This window comes from Salmonella sp. NW645, from assembly GCF_051703725.1.
GTDB lineage: Bacteria > Pseudomonadota > Gammaproteobacteria > Enterobacterales > Enterobacteriaceae > Salmonella > Salmonella enterica.
The window spans coordinates 33655-53273 of sequence record NZ_JAMMKR010000003.1; the positions used below are offsets into that span (position 1 = coordinate 33655).

The window sequence follows — 19619 nt, forward strand, 5'->3', positions numbered from 1 at the left end:
ATTGATATGAGTCGCAAGCAACTGGCGCTGTTTGAACCTGTTTTACTCGTACAGGCGCTAACGGATGCCGTAAAAAAATTAAGCCCACGCGCCCAATGGCGTAACCCGGTGATGTTTGTGGTCTGGGCCGGCAGCGTGCTAACCACTCTGTTAACGCTCGCTATGGTAACAGGACAAATAGCGGGAAGCGCCTTGTTTACAGGGATTATCAGCCTGTGGTTATGGTTCACCGTACTGTTCGCCAATTTTGCCGAAGCGCTGGCGGAAGGCCGCAGCAAAGCTCAGGCAAACAGTCTGAAAGGAGTGAAAAAGACCGCGTTCGCTCGCCGCCTGCGCGCCCCGCGCCATGATGCGCAGGCCGATAACGTGCCCGCCGCTGAACTGCGGAAAGGCGACATTGTCCTGGTCAAAGCGGGCGATATTATTCCCTGCGACGGCGAGGTGATCGAAGGCGGCGCGTCGGTGGATGAAAGTGCGATTACTGGCGAATCCGCCCCCGTGATCCGCGAGTCCGGCGGCGATTTCGCCTCTGTCACCGGCGGCACGCGAATTCTTTCCGACTGGCTGGTGATTGCCTGTAGCGTCAATCCTGGCGAAACCTTTCTTGACCGGATGATCGCGATGGTGGAAGGCGCACAGCGGCGGAAAACACCTAACGAGATTGCCCTGACGATTTTGCTCATTGCCCTGACCATTGTCTTTTTACTGGCGACCGCCACTCTGTGGCCCTTCTCCGCCTGGGGCGGTAACGCGGTCAGCGTCACCGTGTTGGTGGCGTTGCTGGTGTGCCTGATCCCCACTACCATCGGCGGGCTACTCTCCGCCATTGGCGTAGCCGGAATGAGCCGAATGTTGGGCGCGAACGTCATCGCCACCAGCGGCCGCGCCGTAGAAGCCGCGGGCGATGTCGACGTGTTACTGCTGGATAAAACCGGCACTATCACGCTCGGCAATCGCCAGGCGTCCGATTTTATTCCCGCCCGAGGGGTGGACGAACGCACGCTGGCTGACGCCGCGCAGCTCGCTTCGCTGGCCGACGAAACGCCGGAAGGCCGAAGCATTGTGATCCTCGCCAAACAGCGCTTTAACCTGCGTGAACGCGATGTGCAGTCGCTTCATGCCACCTTTGTTCCGTTTACCGCGCAAAGCCGCATGAGCGGAATTAATATCGATAACCGGATGATCCGTAAAGGCTCGGTGGACGCGATTCGGCGTCATGTCGAGAGCAATGGCGGCCATTTTCCCGCCGATGTCGAGCAAAACGTCGAGAACGTGGCGCGTCTTGGCGCGACGCCGCTGGTGGTCGTGGAAGGCGCGCGCGTACTGGGTGTTATCGCCCTCAAGGATATCGTTAAAGGCGGTATTAAAGAACGTTTCGCCCAGCTACGAAAGATGGGCATTAAAACGGTGATGATCACTGGCGATAACCGCCTGACGGCGGCAGCGATTGCCGCCGAAGCCGGTGTGGACGATTTTCTTGCCGAAGCCACGCCGGAAGCCAAGCTGGCGCTGATCCGTCAATATCAGGCGGAAGGACGGCTGGTCGCCATGACCGGCGACGGCACTAACGATGCCCCGGCGCTGGCGCAGGCTGACGTCGCGGTGGCGATGAACTCCGGCACCCAGGCGGCAAAAGAAGCCGGTAATATGGTGGATCTGGACTCTAACCCGACCAAGTTGATTGAAGTGGTGCATATCGGTAAGCAGATGCTGATGACGCGCGGCTCGCTCACCACTTTCAGTATCGCGAATGATGTAGCGAAATATTTCGCCATTATTCCCGCCGCGTTTGCCGCTACCTATCCGCAGCTAAACGCGCTCAACGTGATGGGGCTGCATTCGCCGAACTCCGCCATTCTGAGCGCGGTGATCTTTAACGCCCTGATTATCATTTTTCTGATCCCGCTGGCATTAAAAGGCGTGAGTTATAAGCCGCTTTCCGCATCGGCCATGCTGCGCCGTAATTTATGGATCTATGGTCTGGGTGGTCTGGTGGTGCCGTTTATTGGCATCAAAGTGATTGATGTGCTGCTGACCCTGCTGGGTCTGGCGTGAGGTGTATGATGATCGGTTTACGTCCTGCTTTTTCGACAATGTTATTTCTGCTGTTATTGACCGGCGGCGTGTATCCGCTTCTGACCACGGCGCTGGGGCAGTGGTGGTTTCCCTGGCAGGCTAATGGCTCGCTGATTCATAAAGACCATGTGATACGCGGCTCAGCGCTTATCGGACAATCGTTTACCGCCGCGGGCTATTTTCATGGCCGGCCCTCCGCCACCGCCGATACGCCTTATAATCCACTGGCGTCGGGCGGAAGCAACCTGGCCGCCAGCAATCCCGAACTGGATGCGCAAATACAGGCCCGCGTCGCCGCGCTACGCGCCGCTAACCCCCAGGCGAGCTCCGCGGTTCCGGTTGAGCTGGCGACAGCATCGGCAAGCGGGCTGGATAATAATCTGACACCCGGCGCCGCGGCATGGCAAATCCCCCGCGTGGCGGCGGCTCGCCAGCTTCCCGTTGAACAGGTCGCGCAACTGGTTGCAGAATATACGCACAGGCCGCTGGCGCGCTTTCTTGGGCAACCGGTGGTGAATATTGTTGAGCTTAATCTGGCGCTGGATGCGCTACAGGGACACAGAGCGAAATGAACGACGAACCCTTGCGTCCTGATCCGGATCGCTTGTTGGAACAAACGCCCCCGCCCCACCGGGGGAAGTTGAAAATTTTCTTCGGCGCCTGCGCAGGCGTCGGAAAAACCTGGGCGATGCTGGCGCAAGCGCAGCGGCTGCGAGCGCAGGGGCTGGATGTGGTGATCGGCGTGGTAGAAACGCATGGCCGTAAAGAGACCGCCGCGCTACTTGACGGGCTGACCATTCTGCCGCCAAAACGTCACTCGCACCGGGGGCGGCAAATCCGCGAATTTGACCTGGATGCCGCCCTCGCCCGGCGTCCGGCGCTGATTTTAATGGATGAGCTGGCGCACAGTAACGCGCCTGGCTCACGCCATCCTAAGCGCTGGCAGGATATTGAAGAGCTGCTGGAAGCGGGAATCGACGTTTTCACCACCGTGAATGTACAACATCTGGAAAGTCTGAACGATGTGGTGAGCGGCGTCACGGGGATTCAGGTGCGCGAAACTGTCCCCGATCCCTTTTTTGATGCCGCCGATGAAGTCGTACTGGTCGATCTGCCGCCCGACGATCTGCGCCAACGGCTCAACGAAGGTAAAGTGTATATCGCCGGTCAGGCGGAACGCGCTATTGAACATTTTTTCCGCAAGGGCAATCTGATCGCCCTCCGCGAGCTGGCGCTACGCCGGACAGCCGATCGCGTGGACGATCAGATGCGCGCCTGGCGCGCGCATCCGGGCGAAGAAAAAGTATGGCATACCCGCGATGCGATTTTACTGTGTATCGGGCATAACACCGGCAGCGAAAAACTGGTGCGTACCGCGGCGCGTCTGGCCTCCCGGCTCGGCAGCGTCTGGCACGCCGTCTATGTCGAAACGCCAACGTTACACCGCTTACCGGAAAAGCAACGACGGGCCATTTTAAGCGCGCTGCGCCTGGCGCAGGAGCTTGGCGCGGAAACCGCCACCCTGTCCGATCCCGCCGAAGAGAAAGCGGTCGTGCGCTATGCCCGCGAGCATAATCTGGGGAAAATCGTCATGGGCCGCCCGGCGTCGCGACGCTGGTGGCGACGTGACGCTTTCGCCGACCGTCTTGCCAGTCGCGCGCCGGATCTCGATCAGGTGATCGTCGCGCTGGAAGAACCGCCTGCCCGCGCGTTGGCGCAAACGCCTGATAACCGACCTTTTAAAGAGAAATGGCGTGGGCAGATTCAGGGCTGTCTGGTCGCCGTGGCGCTTTGCGCCATCACCACGCTTATCGCTATGCAGTGGCTTGTCACCTTCGACGCCGCCAATCTGGTGATGCTCTATTTGCTGGGCGTAGTGGTGATTGCGCTGCTTTACGGACGCTGGCCGTCGGTGGTGGCGACGGTGATTAACGTGGCGAGTTTCGATCTCTTTTTTATCGCGCCACGCGGTACGCTCGCCGTTTCGGACGTGCAGTATTTGCTGACCTTTGCTGTGATGCTGACGGTTGGTCTGGTAATTGGTAATCTTACTGCCGGGGTGCGCTATCAGGCGCGCGTCGCCCGTTATCGGGAACAACGTACCCGCCATTTATATGAAATGTCTAAAGCACTGGCCGTCGGGCGTAGCGAACATGATATCGCCGCGACCAGCGAGCGGTTTATCGCCTCGACGTTTCAGGCGCGCAGCCAAATTTTATTACCTGATGCTAACGGTAAGTTGCGGCCTCTCACCCACCAGCAAGGCATGACGCCGTGGGACGACGCAATTGCGCGCTGGAGTTTTGATAAAGGCCAGCCTGCCGGCGCAGGCACCGATACCCTCCCAGGCGTGCCTTATCAAATCCTGCCGCTGAAAAGCGCCGATAAAACATACGGTCTGGCTATCGTCGAACCGGGTAATTTGCGTCAGTTAATGGTGCCGGAACAGCAACGCCTGCTGGAAACATTTACTCTGCTTGTCGCCAACGCGCTGGAACGACTGACGCTAACCGCCAGCGAAGAACAGGCGCGTCTCGCCAGCGAGCGCGAAAGTATTCGCAACGCTCTGCTGGCGGCGCTATCGCATGATTTACGCACGCCGCTGACGGTATTGTTCGGCCAGGCGGAAATTTTGACGCTGGATTTAGCCAGCGCAGGATCGCCCCACGCGCGTCAGGCCAGTGAAATCCGCCAGCATATTCTCAACACCACCCGGCTGGTGAATAATTTGCTGGATATGGCGCGTATTCAGTCCGGCGGGTTTAATCTTAAAAAAGAGTGGCTGACGCTGGAAGAGGTCGTCGGTAGCGCGTTACAGATGTTAGAGCCGGGTTTATTGCATCCGATTACATTGTCGCTGCCGCAACAGTTAACGCTTATCCATGTCGATGGCCCCTTATTTGAGCGTGTCCTGATCAACTTGCTGGAAAACGCCGTTAAGTACGCCGGGCCGCAGGCCAGTATCGGCATTGATGCTGCGGTTAAGGACGATCGTTTACAACTGGATGTCTGGGATAACGGGCCGGGTATTCCTGCGGGGCAAGAACAGAAGATTTTCGATAAGTTCGCCCGCGGCAACAAAGAGTCCTCCGTCCCCGGCGTGGGGCTGGGGCTGGCGATTTGCCATGCTATCGTAGAGGTACACGGCGGCACGCTTACCGCCTATAATCGACCGCAGGGCGGCGCCTGTTTCCGTGTGACGCTGCCGCAAGGAAAGCCCCCTGAACTTGATGATTTTCATGAGGATATGTGACAAACGTTCTGATTGTTGAAGATGAACAGGCCATCCGCCGCTTTCTGCGCGCTGCGCTGGAAGGCGACGGCCTGCGCGTGTATGAAGCTGAAACATTACAACGTGGTTTACTGGAAGCCGCCACGCGAAAGCCCGATCTGATTATTCTCGATCTCGGCCTGCCGGACGGCGATGGAATCGATTTTATTCGCGACCTGCGTCAGTGGAGCGCAATACCGGTGATTGTCCTTTCCGCCCGCAGCGAAGAAAGCGATAAGATTGCCGCGCTTGACGCCGGAGCTGATGATTACCTGAGCAAGCCATTCGGCATTGGCGAGTTGCAGGCGCGTTTGCGTGTCGCGCTGCGACGGCACGCCGCCAGCCCTTGCGCCGATCCGATCGTCCGCTTTTCCGGCGTGACGGTCGATCTCGCCGCACGGTTGATCCACCGTGGCGACGAAGAAATCCATCTGACGCCGATTGAGTTCCGCCTGCTGGCGGTATTACTCAATAATGCCGGCAAGGTATTAACCCAACGGCAGTTATTAAACCAGGTCTGGGGCCCTAACGCCGTGGAGCATAGCCACTATTTGCGCATCTATATGGGACATTTACGCCAGAAACTGGAACAAGATCCCACCCGCCCACGCCATTTTATTACCGAAACCGGAATTGGCTATCGCTTTATGCCGTGAATAGCCATTCATTATTTTTAAATAACTTCTAATTTTTATGTCATTTATTTTCGGCGTCGCGAATAATTATTTTCGCGGCGATATTATATTTTATGAAGGATATAAAAAACATATAATTAACATTTAAGAAACAATCCGTTATTTCACAGCACGATATGCATAATCGCCGACTAATTATTTTTCAAATGATCGTTTTTTGTTGATCTGGTTCACAGATCGCTGGCGCTCCCTGGATAAAATATCCATGCTTTCAATAAATCAATGAAAGGACCTCAAAATGGAAAATAATAATCGTTTTATGCCCCATATAAGGCGGACAACGCATATTATGATGTTTGCCCACCGTAATAGTTTCGATTTTCATTTCTTTAATGCCCGGTAGTTTTTCTGCTACGGGTACTTCAGCATACAGGTCTTTCCGACCCTTATGTCATTCAGGTCTATTGCCTAAATAACTCGAATTGTTAAAAGCGACAGCACGGTAATTCCTTTACACCAAGCCAGCTAACCATCTGGTTTGATAGAAGAAATTCCGACTCAGCGCAATTTTAGTTATCACGGTTTCTGCCTGTATATCGTAGTACTCAACTCCTTAAATCCTGAATTTCCTGCAACCGGACGGGTTGGGATTTATTACATCTAAAATAAAGCTAATTTACTGATTTTTTTATCAGCGGGATAGCTTTGATTTTTTCCGGAAGAATCAGTTTCTCATGCGAGAAATTGAGGGCCTGCTATTACCTGAAATAAAGAGATGAAAAAATGTCAGAATTAAAAATTGCCGTTAGCCGTCATTGCCCGGATTGTTTTTCTACACACCGTAATATTGTAAATGTTGATGAGAGTCGTTTCATCGACGTGGCTGCCATCGTGTTATCCATCGACGACATTGAACACGGAAAACTCGATGAAATCGACGCAACGGGTTACGGTATTCCCGTGTTTGTCGCGACTCATGACGAAGGGCGCGTACCGCCTGAGTATTTGCCGCGTATCTCTGGTGTATTCGAATATAATGAATCCCGTACTGCCTTCTATGGTCGCCAGTTGGAAACCGCAGCAAGCCACTACGAAACGCAGTTACGTCCGCCGTTTTTCCGCGCGCTGGTGGATTATGTCAACCAGGGCAACAGCGCATTTGACTGCCCGGGGCATCAGGGCGGCGAATTCTTCCGCCGTCATCCTGCCGGTAATCAGTTCGTGGAATACTTTGGCGAAACGCTCTTCCGCTCCGACCTATGCAACGCGGACGTGGCGATGGGCGATCTGCTGATTCACGAAGGCGCGCCTTGCATTGCGCAGCAACATGCGGCGAAAGTCTTTAACGCCGATAAGACCTACTTTGTGCTGAACGGGACCTCCTCCTCTAACAAAGTCGTACTCAACGCGCTGTTAACGCCGGGCGATCTGGTACTGTTTGACCGTAACAACCACAAATCTAACCACCACGGCGCATTATTGCAGGCGGGCGCAACACCAGTTTACCTGGAAACCGCGCGTAACCCGTATGGTTTTATCGGCGGGATCGACGCTCACTGCTTCGAAGAAGATTACCTGCGCGAGCTGATTAGCGAAGTCGCGCCGCAGCGCGCCCGCGAAGCACGTCCATTCCGTCTGGCCGTCATCCAGTTAGGCACCTACGACGGTACCATTTATAACGCCCGTCAGGTCGTCGATAAAATTGGTCATCTGTGCGACTACATCCTGTTTGACTCCGCCTGGGTCGGCTATGAACAATTTATTCCGATGATGGCTGATTGTTCGCCGCTGCTGCTGGAACTGAACGAAAACGATCCGGGTATTCTGGTGACGCAGTCCGTTCACAAACAACAAGCCGGTTTCTCCCAGACCTCGCAGATCCATAAAAAAGATAGCCATATCAAAGGGCAATCGCGCTACGTTCCGCATAAGCGCATGAACAACGCCTTTATGATGCACGCCTCCACCAGCCCGTTCTATCCGCTGTTCGCCGCGCTGGATGTTAACGCCAAAATGCACGAAGGCGTCAGCGGTCGCAATATGTGGATGGATTGCGTGGTTAACGGCATCGATGCCCGTAAATTGATCCTCGAAAACTGTCATCACATCCGTCCGTTCGTACCGGAACTGATTGATGGTAAGCCGTGGCAGTCATACCCGACGTCAGAGATCGCCAGCGATCTGCGCTTCTTCCACTTCGTTCCGGGAGAACACTGGCATGCGTTTGAAGGCTATGCCGAACATCAGTACTTTGTCGACCCTTGCAAACTGCTGCTCACCACACCGGGCATTAATGCAGCGAGCGGCGAATATGAAGACTTTGGCGTTCCTGCCACGATCCTCGCCAACTTCCTGCGCGAGAACGGCGTTGTGCCGGAAAAATGCGACCTCAACTCCATTCTGTTCCTGCTGACGCCGGCAGAAGACATGGCGAAGTTACAACAGCTTGTCGCCCTGCTGGCTCGTTTCGAAAAACTGCTGGAAGCTGATGCGCCGTTAGCGGAAGTATTACCGTCCATCTACAAACAGCATGAAGCGCGTTATGCCGGCTACACCCTGCGTCAGCTTTGCCAGGAGATGCACGATCTCTATGCGCGGCACAACGTGAAACAGCTGCAAAAAGAGATGTTCCGTAAATCGCATTTCCCGAAAGTCAGTATGAATCCGCAAGAGGCCAACTATGCCTATCTGCGCGGCGAGGTCGAACTGGTTCGCCTGCCGGAAGCGGAAGGTCGTATCGCGGCTGAAGGCGCTCTGCCTTACCCGCCGGGAGTGCTGTGTGTAGTTCCGGGTGAAATCTGGGGCGGTTCTGTCCTGCGTTACTTCAGCGCCCTGGAAGAAGGGATCAACCTGCTGCCGGGCTTTGCGCCTGAACTGCAGGGCGTTTATATCGAAGAACACGACGGCCGTAAGCAGGTCTGGTGCTACGTCATTAAACCTCGTGACGCGCAGCGCTCCCTGCTGAAGGAGGAAAAATTATGAGTAAACCTAAATCCAATAAAATGGGTGTCGTGCAGCTCACAATTCTGACTATGGTCAACATGATGGGCTCCGGGATCATCATGCTACCGACCAAACTGTCTGAAGTCGGCACGATATCCATTATCTCCTGGCTGGTCACCGCCGTCGGCTCGATGGCACTGGCCTGGGCGTTTGCGAAATGCGGTATGTTTAGCCGTAAATCCGGCGGCATGGGCGGTTACGCCGAATATGCCTTCGGTAAATCCGGCAACTTTATGGCGAACTATACCTACGGCGTCTCGCTGCTGATCGCCAACGTGGCTATCGCCATCTCCGCTGTCGGCTATGGTACCGAACTGTTCGGCGCCGCGCTGACGCCGCTCCAGATCGGTCTGGCGACTATCGCCGTATTGTGGGTTTGTACCATCGCAAACTTTGGCGGCGCGCGTATTACCGGACAGATCAGTAGCGTTACCGTTTGGGGCGTCATCATTCCGGTTGTCGGCCTGTGCATCATTGGCTGGTTCTGGTTTAGCCCCAGCATGTACGTAGCGTCATGGAACCCGCACCATGTTCCGTTCTTTAGCGCGGTCGGTTCTTCCATCGCCATGACGTTGTGGGCATTTCTTGGACTGGAATCCGCCTGCGCCAACGCAGACGTGGTCGAGAATCCGGAAAAGAACGTCCCCATTGCGGTACTGGGCGGTACGCTGGGCGCGGCGGTCATCTATATCGTTTCGACTAACGTGATTGCCGGGATTGTGCCGAACATGGATCTGGCGAACTCCACGGCGCCGTTTGGTCTGGCGTTTGCACAGATGTTCACGCCTGCGGTAGGTAAAGTGATCATGGCGCTGATGGTAATGTCCTGCTGCGGCTCGCTGCTGGGCTGGCAGTTCACTATCGCCCAGGTCTTTAAATCCTCCGCTGACGAAGGCTATTTCCCGAAAGTCTTCTCTCGTGTAACGAAAGTCGACGCGCCGGTACAGGGGATGCTGATTATTGTGATTATTCAGACTGGCCTGTCGCTGATGACCATTAGCCCGTCGCTGAATAGTCAGTTTAACGTCCTGGTTAACCTGGCGGTGGTGACGAACATTATTCCGTATATTCTGTCGATGGCCGCGTTGGTTATCATTCAGAAAATGGCGAATGTGCCGTCATCAAAAGCGAAAGTCGCTAACTTCGTGGCCTTCGTTGGTGCCATGTATAGCTTCTACGCGCTCTATTCCTCCGGTGAAGAAGCCATGCTGTACGGCTCAATTGTGACCTTCCTCGGCTGGACGTTATACGGCCTGGTCTCACCGCGTTTTGAATTGAAAAATAAACACGGCTGATGGCGCGCCCGGGCTGCGGTAACGGTAGTCCGGGCATTTTCACACTTTGAATAAGATAATAGAAATGAGTAATCCAGAACGGGAAGTCACTGATATAGCAGAAATACTGGCTATTCTCAGTAAACACGAAGTGTGTCGGATAGGGTTTAACGACAATCTCTGTCCGTATGTTGTCCCCGTAAATTTTGGCTACGAGTATCAGAACGGACGCTGGATATTTTATTTTCACGGCGCACGCACCGGGAAAAAGATGCGTCTGTTACGTAAGAACCCGGCAGTATGCATTGAAATGGACGGCGACCATGCATTACTACGTGCCGATGACCCCTGTGATTATAGCTACGCCTACACCAGCGTTTTCGCCACCGGACTGGCATCGATATTGCAAACACGCGAGGAGATGCGCTACGGCCTGGACGTCATTATGCGTCAGACCGATCCGGGAAAAACCTTCAGTTATCGGGAAGATATGATGAAAGCGGTTTGCGTGGTGCGTATTGAATGCGACGCCCTCACCTGCCGCCGACATCTGGCGACTCAGAGCGAATAAGTCAGATAGCACAAGCGCCTTATCCGGCCTGGAGGCGGTTTACAGGCCTGATAAGCGCAGCGCCGTTAATATAAAAAAGGAGCCTTACGGCTCCTTTTTCTTCCATATCGCCCATCAGGCGTTTTTCAATACTTCGCTAACGATTTCAACGGCTTCTTTCTCAATCTGCTTGCGATGTTCTTCCCCCAGGAAGCTTTCGCAATAGATCTTGTAAGCGTCTTCCGTACCGGATGGACGCGCGGCGAACCAGCCGTTATCGGTCATTACCTTCAGGCCGCCAATCGATGCGCCATTACCCGGCGCTGCGGTAAGACGCGCGGTGATCGGGTCGCCTGCCAGCGTGCTGGCGCTGACCATTTCCGGAGACAGTTTAGACAATGCCGCTTTCTGGGCCGAGGTCGCTGCCGCCTGCAGACGGTTATAGCTCGGCGCGCCAAAACGCGCTGCCAGTTCATTGTAATGCTCTTGCGGGTTTTTCCCGGTAACGGCGGTGATTTCTGCCGCCAGCAGGCACATGATGATACCGTCTTTATCGGTAGACCACGGCGTACCGTCGAAACGCAGGAACGAAGCGCCCGCGCTCTCTTCCCCGCCGAAACCAAAGCTGCCGTCGAACAAACCGTCAACAAACCATTTGAAGCCAACCGGCACTTCTACCAGCTTGCGTCCCAAATCATTCACCACGCGGTCAATCATCGCGGAAGAGACCAGCGTTTTACCGACAGCCACGTCTTTGCCCCACAGCGGACGATGCTGGAACAGATAGTTAATGGCGACCGCCAGATAATGGTTCGGGTTCATCAGCCCTGCAGGCGTCACGATGCCATGACGGTCGTAGTCCGGGTCGTTGGCGAAGGCCAGGTCAAACTTGTCACGCAGCGCCAGCAAACCCGCCATCGCACATTCGGAGGAGCAATCCATACGGATCGCGCCATCTTTATCAAGGTGCATAAAGCGGAAGGTTTGATCAACCTGATCGTTAACTAACGTCAGGTTAAGCTTGTAATGCTCAGCGATACGTTTCCAGTATTCAATACCGGAGCCGCCCAGCGGATCGACACCCAGCGTCAGACCGGCTTTCTGAATCGCCGCCATATCAACGATATCCGCCAGCCCTTCGACAAATGGCTGCACCAGATCTACCGCTTTAACGTGGCCCGAGGCCATTGCCGCATCCAGAGAGATGCGCTTAACGCCTTGCAGGCCATCCGCCAGCAGCGCATTGGCGCGATCTTCTACCACTTTAGTGACGTTGGTGTCCGCCGGGCCGCCATTGGGCGGATTATATTTAATACCGCCATCTTCCGGCGGGTTGTGCGACGGCGTAATGACAATACCATCAGCCAGCGGGCCGCCTTTTTTGTTATGGACCAGGATAGCATTTGACACGGCAGGCGTTGGCGTGAAGCCATTATTTTCCTGCACGATAACGTCTACGCCGTTTGCCGCCAGCACTTCCAGCACGGAAATGAAGGCCGGTTCCGAGAGCGCATGGGTGTCTTTCCCCACATAGCAGGGGCCGGTAATGCCATTCTTCGCCCGCTCTTCAGCAATCGCCTGGGCGATCGCCAGAATATGCGGTTCGTTGAAACTGTGACGACCTGCGCTACCGCGATGGCCGGAAGTGCCAAATTTCACGGCATGTTCTGCATTCCCTGCCTCCGGTTTCAGTACATAATACTGCGCCGTCAGTTGGGCGACGTTAATCAAATCACTCTGTTGCGCGGGTTGTCCTGCGCGGTTGTGGATTGCCATTGCCTGGTCCTTCTAATGCAAGGATTAAATTGTTCCGCAAACCTTTTCAATCAATTCCGCCGGGAATTGCATTGACTGCATGATGTGTTCGATCATGCTGCATTTACGGCCGGTGTTGGTGTTGGTGATCACCCAGTACTGCGTGCCGGGAACGTGCTTAGGTTTAGTTTGATTCCCATTTTTCAGCAGCGTTTGTTCATCCGCCGCAAAATAGACGCGCGTGCGGCCATGCAACGACTCCGTCGCCTCCGCAAACGCGTGGTGATCCAGTGAATAGAGTGTAGTCAGAATCAGCATAAAGCGGTTGACCGCTTTTTTCTGCTCGGCATATTCGTCAGACAACAGCAGCTCACGCATCGCGCGAACTTTGTCTTTTACCGGGTTGACCGGTTTCGCTTCGGCAACGGGTTGCGCCGCAGGCGTCCCCTTCACCGCTGAAGTCGTTGGCTGTGTCGTGGCGGAAAACTTCAACATACGCCGTAAAATGTCGGATGCGCTCTCGCCGATATGCTTGGTGTGGCTGGCAATATAGCTATAGAGTTCATCATCAACTTCAATCGTTTTCATCTTAATCCAGTGCGATGTCTTTGCTGAATACAAGTCATTGGGATTATAGGAACAAATCCCAACAGCGGATAGCGTTAAGCCCGGCTGACAAAAAAACTCGGAGTAAACCTTAGAGGTTGCAGCCCAGTGGCAGAATGGTCAACATAATACCCTAACCCGACAGAGCGAAAAAAAGAACTTTGCCATGAAATTAAACATCCGAGCGCAATCTGCACAAAACCTGCACAATAATTCCCCCATCGTTCTCGTTCATGGTCTGTTTGGCAGCCTGGACAACCTCGGCGTACTGGCGCGCGATCTGGTGACCGATCACGACATTATTCAGGTCGATATGCGCAATCATGGTTTATCGCCGCGCGATCCGGTCATGGATTATCCGGCAATGGCCCAGGATCTTCTGGATACGCTTGACGCGCAGCAGATTGAAAAAGCGACGTTTATTGGTCATTCCATGGGCGGAAAAGCGGTAATGGCGCTGACGGCGCTGGCGCCCGATCGCATCGATCGTCTGGTCGCGATTGATATCGCCCCCGTGGATTATCACGTTCGCCGCCACGATCGCATTTTCGCGGCCATTAACGCCGTCAGCGAATCCGACGCGACATCCCGCCAACAGGCGGCAGGGATTATGCGCCAGCACCTCAACGAAGAAGGCGTGATCCAGTTTCTGTTAAAATCCTGGGCTGAAGGCGAATGGCGTTTTAATGTTCCGGTATTATGGGAGCAGTATCCGCATATCGTCGGCTGGGAAACCATTCCGCCCTGGGAATATCCGGCGCTGTTTATTCCAGGCGGTAACTCGCCGTACGTGACCGAAGCGTACCGCGACGCGCTGCTGGCGCAATTCCCTCTGGCGCGCGCGCATGTGATCGCCGGCGCGGGCCACTGGGTACATGCTGAAAAACCAGAGGCGGTTCTGCGCGCCATCCGCCGTTATCTGCACGATAAACGCTAACTGATTAAAAACTCATCGCCTGTGCGCGATTACGCGCGCGGGCGTTGGCGTCGCTTCCTCGCTGATGTATGATGGCGCGCTATCCATCCGGGCATAAGCCTGGCTGATTGTTTCCCCCGAAGTCACCAAAATCATGGCCAAAGAACAAACGGACCGTACGACATTAGATCTGTTCGCGCACGAGCGTCGCCCGGGACGACCTAAAACGAATCCGCTTTCGCGCGATGAACAGTTACGCATCAACAAGCGCAACCAGTTAAAACGCGACAAAGTTCGTGGCCTCAAGCGTGTCGAATTAAAACTCAACGCACAAGCGGTTGACGCGCTGAATGAGCTGGCCGAAGCGCGCAACATTAGCCGCAGCGAGCTCATTGAAGAAATATTAATGAAGCAGCTTATGGCGCTGCGCGGCCAGGGTTTAGTCTGAAAATAAGTTTTGTTTCATATTTCGTGTAGCAGAGCGTGCAGTCCCGCGTGATTGCTGTTTCCGCATATCTGCCTGTTCTGCTATGATTGCCCTTATCCGTGGGCAATTCGCCACCACCATTTCAATAAGTTTCAAGAGGTTATTTTACTCATGGCAATCACTGGCATCTTTTTCGGCAGCGACACCGGTAATACCGAAAATATCGCAAAAATGATTCAAAAACAGCTTGGTAAAGACGTTGCCGATGTGCATGACATTGCAAAAAGCAGTAAAGAAGACCTGGAAGGGTATGACATTCTGCTGCTGGGCATCCCAACCTGGTACTATGGCGAAGCGCAATGTGACTGGGATGACTTCTTCCCGACTCTCGAAGAGATTGACTTTAACGGTAAGCTGGTGGCGCTGTTTGGCTGTGGCGATCAGGAAGACTACGCGGAATACTTCTGTGATGCGCTGGGCACGATTCGCGACATTATTGAGCCGCGCGGCGCCACGATTGTGGGTCACTGGCCAACCGCAGGCTATCATTTTGAAGCCTCTAAAGGTCTGGCTGACGACGATCATTTTGTCGGCCTGGCGATTGACGAAGACCGTCAGCCTGAACTGACCGCCGAGCGTGTTGAAAAATGGGTTAAGCAAGTTTCAGCTGAATTGCACCTCGACGACATCCTCAACGCCTAATCTTATGCGGCGCAGCGTTATATCTGCGCCGCATCAATAGACAAGACCAATCAAAATAATTGCTACAAATTTGTAACTTTCGCACCCATCCCTGTACAATGTCCGGGTGTAATCAGGTGGCGCCAGAATTTGCAGGCAAAACCACAGTTTTATTAACATCTGCGAGAGACTTGCGGTTTTCATTTCGGCATGGCAGTCCTATAATGATACGCATTATCTTGAGTGCAATTTCTGTCACTTCTCTAATGAAGTGAATCGTTTAGCAACAGGACAGATTCCGCATGACTGACAACAATACCGCATTAAAGAAGGCTGGCCTGAAAGTAACGCTTCCTCGTTTAAAAATTCTGGAAGTTCTTCAGGAACCAGATAACCATCACGTCAGTGCGGAAGATTTATACAAACGCCTGATCGACATGGGTGAAGAAATCGGTCTGGCAACCGTATACCGTGTGCTGAACCAGTTTGACGATGCCGGTATCGTGACCCGCCATAATTTTGAAGGCGGTAAATCCGTTTTTGAACTGACGCAACAGCATCATCACGACCATCTTATCTGCCTTGACTGCGGAAAAGTGATTGAATTTAGTGATGACTCTATTGAAGCGCGCCAGCGTGAAATTGCGGCGAAACACGGTATTCGTTTAACTAATCACAGCCTCTATCTTTACGGCCACTGCGCTGAAGGCGACTGCCGCGAAGACGAGCACGCGCACGATGACGCGACTAAATAAGTGTAAATCTTTCGAAGAGCCAACCGCCCGGTTGGCTTTTTTATATCCTCCTCTTTCCTGCCGCTTGATGTTGATTTAATGTAAAAAACGCTATCGCATCTCAGGAGAGCAGGAATGGAGCTTCGCCAGTTACGCTATTTCGTGCGTATTATTGAAACCGGCAGTATGGGCAGCGCCGCACAGGATCTTGATATTGGCGTTTCAGCATTAAGTCAACAGATGTCCCGTCTGGAAAACGAGCTCGCCATCCGTCTGCTGCAGCGCACCTCGCGCGGCGTAACGCCAACCAACGCCGGGCTGGCCTTTTATTCACAGGCGCAACTCGCCCTGCGTCATGCTGACGACGCGATTCTCGCCGCCAGAGAAGCGCGCCTTTCCGGTCATGTGAGCGTAGGAATGGCCCCCAGTACCGCCTCCATACTGGGTATACCGTTTATCCATGCCATGCAGGAAAACTATGCCGATGTCCGACTGCATGTGGTGGAAAGCTTGTCCGGTAATCTGGAAAGAATGATCAATACCCGCCAGATTGATTTAGCCGTTGTCTTTCAAAAAGATAAAATCCTGCGCTGGAGCGCCAGACCGATCCTTGAAGAACAGCTTTTTCTGATTGGCTCCCATGCCCTGCTGGCGGCGCTTCCTGATAACCCGATCACACCTGAACAACTGGCAGGCATTCCGCTCATTATGCCAAGCCAGGGACACGGGCTGCGCGGCAGGCTGGACGCTGTCTGCCAGGAACATGCGCTTAACGTTGAAATCGTCGCGGAAATTGACGGCCTGGCGTTGTTGATGCGCGCCGTGCGCGACGGTCTTGGCGCCACGTTGCAGCCCGGCGCGGCGATTTCTCATCTGGATAACGACGCGCTACGCGTGATCGGCGTCCATAATCCGGTACTCAGCCGCCCCAATTTTTTAGTCAGCCTGTCGGATGATGAACTGACGCCCGCCGGCCTTGCCGCCAGAGTAGTCCTTACCAAAGTTATGCGTCAGTTAGTCGACGCCGGTGAATGGCCAGGCGCAACCCTTTACGCTTACTAAACCCCTGTTTAGCGCTACCTGATAGCGCGCCGCTTATTTATCCGTATACATTTCAATTACAAATTTAACAAATAGTTAAATGGTACGGGAGTATAAGATGGTTGATGTACTGGTGATAGGCGGAGGCAATGCCGCATTATGCGCCGCCCTGACCGCACGGGAAGCGGGCGCATCGGTTCTGCTGCTGGAGGCTGCCCCGCGGGAATGGCGCGGCGGAAATTCTCAGCACACACGAAACCTGCGCTGTATGCATGATGCGCCGCAGGATGTGCTGGTAGAAAGCTATCCTGAAGAGGAATTCTGGCAGGATCTGTGGCGAGTCACCGACGGCAACACCAACGAGGCGCTGGCGCGGCTGGTCATTCGCACCTCTTCGCAATGCCGCGACTGGATGCGCAAACATGGCGTTAACTTTCAACCGCCACTGTCTGGGGCGCTCCACGTTGCGCGCACCAATGCGTTTTTTATGGGCGGCGGGAAAGCGCTCGTCAATGCCTATTACCGTAGCGCCGAACGGCTGGGCGTACAGATTCGCTATAACACGCCGGTTCACGCGCTTGAACTTCATGACGGCGAATTCGTGGCAGCGCTGGCGGGTAGCGAACGTATTACCGCCAAAGCCTGCGTATTAGCGGCTGGCGGTTTCGAATCAAACCGTGAATGGCTGCGGGAAGCCTGGGGAGAAAACGCCCGCGGCGAATGGCCCGCGGATAATTTCCTGATTCGCGGCACGCGTTTTAACCAGGGCGTATTACTCAAATTTATGATGGATGCCGGCGCGGATATCATTGGCGATCCGTCCCAGTCGCACTGCGTAGCGATTGATGCCAGGGCGCCGCTGTACGACGGCGGTATTTGTACTCGCGTGGATTGCGTATCGCTGGGTATTGTCGTGAATCGCGACGCCGAACGTTTTTATGATGAAGGCGAAGATTTCTGGCCGAAGCGTTACGCCATTTGGGGGCGGCTGGTGGCTCAACAGCCAGGACAAATTGGCTATTCGATTATTGACAGCAAAGCCATCGGCCACTTTATGCCGCCGGTTTTTCCTGGCGCGCAGGCCAATACGCTGGCAGAACTGGCCTGCCAGTTGGGGCTGGACGCGGAAAAATTTACCCATACCGTCACGCAGTATAACCAGGCCTGCCAACCCGGTCATTTTGATCATACCTTGCTTGATGACTGCGCCACCAAAAACCTGACGCCGGCGAAAACCCACTGGGCGCGCCCGCTTGATGCGCCGCCCTACTACGGTTATGCGCTGCGACCCGGCATCACGTTTACCTACCTGGGCCTGAAAGTTAACGAACGTGCCGCAGTGCATTTTGCCGGTCATCCAAGCCGCAACCTGTTTGTTGCCGGCGAGATGATGGCAGGAAATGTACTGGGCAAGGGGTATACCGCAGGCGTAGGCATGTCTATCGGCACAACCTTTGGCCGCATTGCGGGAATAGAAGCCGCCCGCGCGGCGCACAAGGAGGCGCAGCATGAAACAGCTTGAAAAATTAATCATTGAGGCCACCGTGCTTACCGAACCGGAAGCCGAGGTCGAACGCGTCATGCAAGTGTGTAACGCATGTCGCTACTGCGAAGGTTTTTGCGCGGTATTTCCGGCGATGACCCAGCGGCTCGAATTCGGTAAAGCCGATATTCATTATCTGGCGAATTTATGTCATAACTGCGGCGCCTGCCTGCACGCGTGCCAGTACGCGCCGCCCCATGAATTTGCCATTAACGTGCCGAAAGCGATGGCGCAAGCCCGCCTGGAGACGTATCAACAGTATGCCCAGCCCGCCGCTTTTGGCGCGTTATACCGCCGGGCGGGGATCACCGTCGCGCTGGCGCTGATAGTCGGTCTGACGCTCTTTTTATTACTGGCGATGGCGCTGAAAGGGTCGCTGATTCATCCACCGCTGGCCGGTGACTTCTATCAAATTTTTCCGCATAGCCTGCTGGCATGGATGTTTGGCTCAGTTTTTGTGCTGGCAATCGGTTTGCTTATGGCGGGCGTAATTCGCTTCTGGCGTGAGATCTCGCCGGGCGTACCGCGTTCGGCGGAGATTGCGGAAGCGTCGCACAATGCGTTAACGCTGAAATATCTCGACGGCGGTCACGGCAAAGGTTGTAACGAAGCGGACGATGCGTTCACGCTGCTGCGCCGTCGCTTTCATCACTTTACCTTCTACGGTTTTATGCTCTGTTTTGCCGCCACGGTCGTGGCGACGGGCTATCACTATGTCGCCGGTTGGGAAGCGCCCTACCCGTTTTTTAGCCTGCCGGTCATGCTCGGCACGCTGGGCGGTATCGGTCTGCTTATCGGCCCGGCCGGGCTACTGTGGCTCAATCTGCGGCGGTCGCCGTTACATGGCGATGCGCGCCAGAAACCCATGGATCGCAGCTTTATTCTGCTGCTGTTCTTAACCAGTCTTACCGGGCTGGCGCTGCTGGCAGGCAGAGACACCAGCGGAATGGGCATACTGCTGGCGCTCCATTTAGGCGTGGTGATGGCGCTCTTTCTCACCCTTCCCTACGGAAAATTCGCCCACGGATTTTTCCGCTGCGCGGCCTTACTCAAATGGGCAATTGAGAAGCGACGCGGAAAACATGCGGGGGATACAGGCAACTGACC

Annotated in this window: 17 protein-coding genes and 1 pseudogene; 16 read left to right on the forward strand and 2 right to left on the reverse strand. The window is 54.6% G+C overall.

Annotation, left to right across the window (positions count from 1 at the left end; all coding sequences use genetic code 11):
• The first annotated feature begins 6 nt into the window (after positions 1 to 6).
• The 8 genes from kdpB to NA389_RS07365 all read left to right on the forward strand — a co-directional run bounded on the left by kdpB (position 7) and on the right by NA389_RS07365 (position 10830).
• Positions 7 to 2055, forward strand: a complete 2049-nt coding sequence (gene kdpB, locus NA389_RS07330; protein WP_000088026.1) for a potassium-transporting ATPase subunit KdpB — start codon at positions 7 to 9, stop codon at positions 2053 to 2055.
• A gap of 8 nt (positions 2056 to 2063) precedes the next feature.
• Complete coding sequence (kdpC, locus tag NA389_RS07335) at positions 2064 to 2648, forward strand: potassium-transporting ATPase subunit KdpC (RefSeq protein ID WP_023214137.1); 585 nt, start codon at positions 2064 to 2066, stop codon at positions 2646 to 2648.
• Positions 2645 to 5329, forward strand: a complete 2685-nt coding sequence (gene kdpD, locus NA389_RS07340) for a two-component system sensor histidine kinase KdpD (protein ID WP_000997492.1) — start codon at positions 2645 to 2647, stop codon at positions 5327 to 5329. The genes kdpC and kdpD overlap by 4 nt, the downstream gene beginning before the upstream one ends.
• Positions 5326 to 6003 (forward strand): two-component system response regulator KdpE, encoded by a 678-nt coding sequence (gene kdpE, locus NA389_RS07345; protein WP_000186053.1) that lies wholly within the window; start codon positions 5326 to 5328, stop codon positions 6001 to 6003. Before kdpD ends, kdpE begins: the two co-directional genes overlap by 4 nt.
• Positions 6004 to 6280: 277 nt before the next feature.
• Positions 6281 to 6385 (forward strand): leader peptide SpeFL, encoded by a 105-nt coding sequence (speFL, locus tag NA389_RS07350; RefSeq protein ID WP_015632840.1) that lies wholly within the window; start codon positions 6281 to 6283, stop codon positions 6383 to 6385.
• 380 nt (positions 6386 to 6765) lie between these two features.
• Positions 6766 to 8964 (forward strand): ornithine decarboxylase SpeF, encoded by a 2199-nt coding sequence (gene speF / locus NA389_RS07355; RefSeq protein WP_001292402.1) that lies wholly within the window; start codon positions 6766 to 6768, stop codon positions 8962 to 8964.
• Entirely contained in the window at positions 8961 to 10280 is a 1320-nt protein-coding gene (gene potE / locus NA389_RS07360; RefSeq protein ID WP_000042658.1) for a putrescine-ornithine antiporter, read from the forward strand. Before speF ends, potE begins: the two co-directional genes overlap by 4 nt.
• A gap of 64 nt (positions 10281 to 10344) precedes the next feature.
• Complete coding sequence (locus NA389_RS07365) at positions 10345 to 10830, forward strand: pyridoxamine 5'-phosphate oxidase family protein (RefSeq protein WP_000070056.1); 486 nt, start codon at positions 10345 to 10347, stop codon at positions 10828 to 10830.
• 114 nt (positions 10831 to 10944) lie between these two features.
• On the opposite strand, the gene pgm is transcribed toward NA389_RS07365, so the two are convergent.
• Together pgm and seqA are read right to left on the reverse strand one after the other, a co-directional pair.
• A complete protein-coding gene (gene pgm, locus NA389_RS07370) occupies positions 10945 to 12585 on the reverse strand; it encodes a phosphoglucomutase (alpha-D-glucose-1,6-bisphosphate-dependent) (protein WP_000974372.1) in 1641 nt (546 codons plus the stop codon).
• A gap of 24 nt (positions 12586 to 12609) precedes the next feature.
• Positions 12610 to 13152 (reverse strand): replication initiation negative regulator SeqA, encoded by a 543-nt coding sequence (gene seqA / locus NA389_RS07375; protein WP_000848399.1) that lies wholly within the window; start codon positions 13150 to 13152, stop codon positions 12610 to 12612.
• A gap of 184 nt (positions 13153 to 13336) precedes the next feature.
• Between seqA and ybfF the strand changes: the two genes are divergently transcribed.
• From ybfF to tcuB, 8 genes and pseudogenes are all read left to right on the forward strand, one after another.
• Complete coding sequence (gene ybfF / locus NA389_RS07380) at positions 13337 to 14107, forward strand: esterase (RefSeq protein ID WP_000773249.1); 771 nt, start codon at positions 13337 to 13339, stop codon at positions 14105 to 14107.
• Positions 14108 to 14240: 133 nt separating this feature from the next.
• Complete coding sequence (gene ybfE, locus NA389_RS07385) at positions 14241 to 14534, forward strand: LexA regulated protein (RefSeq protein ID WP_001040939.1); 294 nt, start codon at positions 14241 to 14243, stop codon at positions 14532 to 14534.
• A gap of 150 nt (positions 14535 to 14684) precedes the next feature.
• Positions 14685 to 15215, forward strand: coding sequence for a flavodoxin FldA (gene fldA / locus NA389_RS07390; protein WP_001018621.1), 531 nt, complete (start codon positions 14685 to 14687; stop codon positions 15213 to 15215).
• A gap of 203 nt (positions 15216 to 15418) precedes the next feature.
• Positions 15419 to 15504 (forward strand): annotated as a pseudogene (locus NA389_RS07395) (fur leader peptide).
• The gene (gene fur / locus NA389_RS07400) at positions 15497 to 15949 is read left to right on the forward strand and encodes a ferric iron uptake transcriptional regulator (protein WP_000131699.1); all 453 of its coding nucleotides are present in this window, start codon (positions 15497 to 15499) and stop codon (positions 15947 to 15949) included. Before NA389_RS07395 ends, fur begins: the two are co-directional and overlap by 8 nt.
• A 114-nt stretch (positions 15950 to 16063) precedes the next feature.
• Positions 16064 to 16990, forward strand: coding sequence for a tricarballylate utilization LysR family transcriptional regulator TcuR (gene tcuR, locus NA389_RS07405; protein ID WP_000423371.1), 927 nt, complete (start codon positions 16064 to 16066; stop codon positions 16988 to 16990).
• A gap of 97 nt (positions 16991 to 17087) precedes the next feature.
• The gene (gene tcuA / locus NA389_RS07410; protein ID WP_000228705.1) at positions 17088 to 18491 is read left to right on the forward strand and encodes an FAD-dependent tricarballylate dehydrogenase TcuA; all 1404 of its coding nucleotides are present in this window, start codon (positions 17088 to 17090) and stop codon (positions 18489 to 18491) included.
• Positions 18478 to 19617, forward strand: a complete 1140-nt coding sequence (gene tcuB, locus NA389_RS07415) for a tricarballylate utilization protein TcuB (protein WP_000811136.1) — start codon at positions 18478 to 18480, stop codon at positions 19615 to 19617. The genes tcuA and tcuB overlap by 14 nt, the downstream gene beginning before the upstream one ends.
• Positions 19618 to 19619 lie beyond the last annotated feature (2 nt).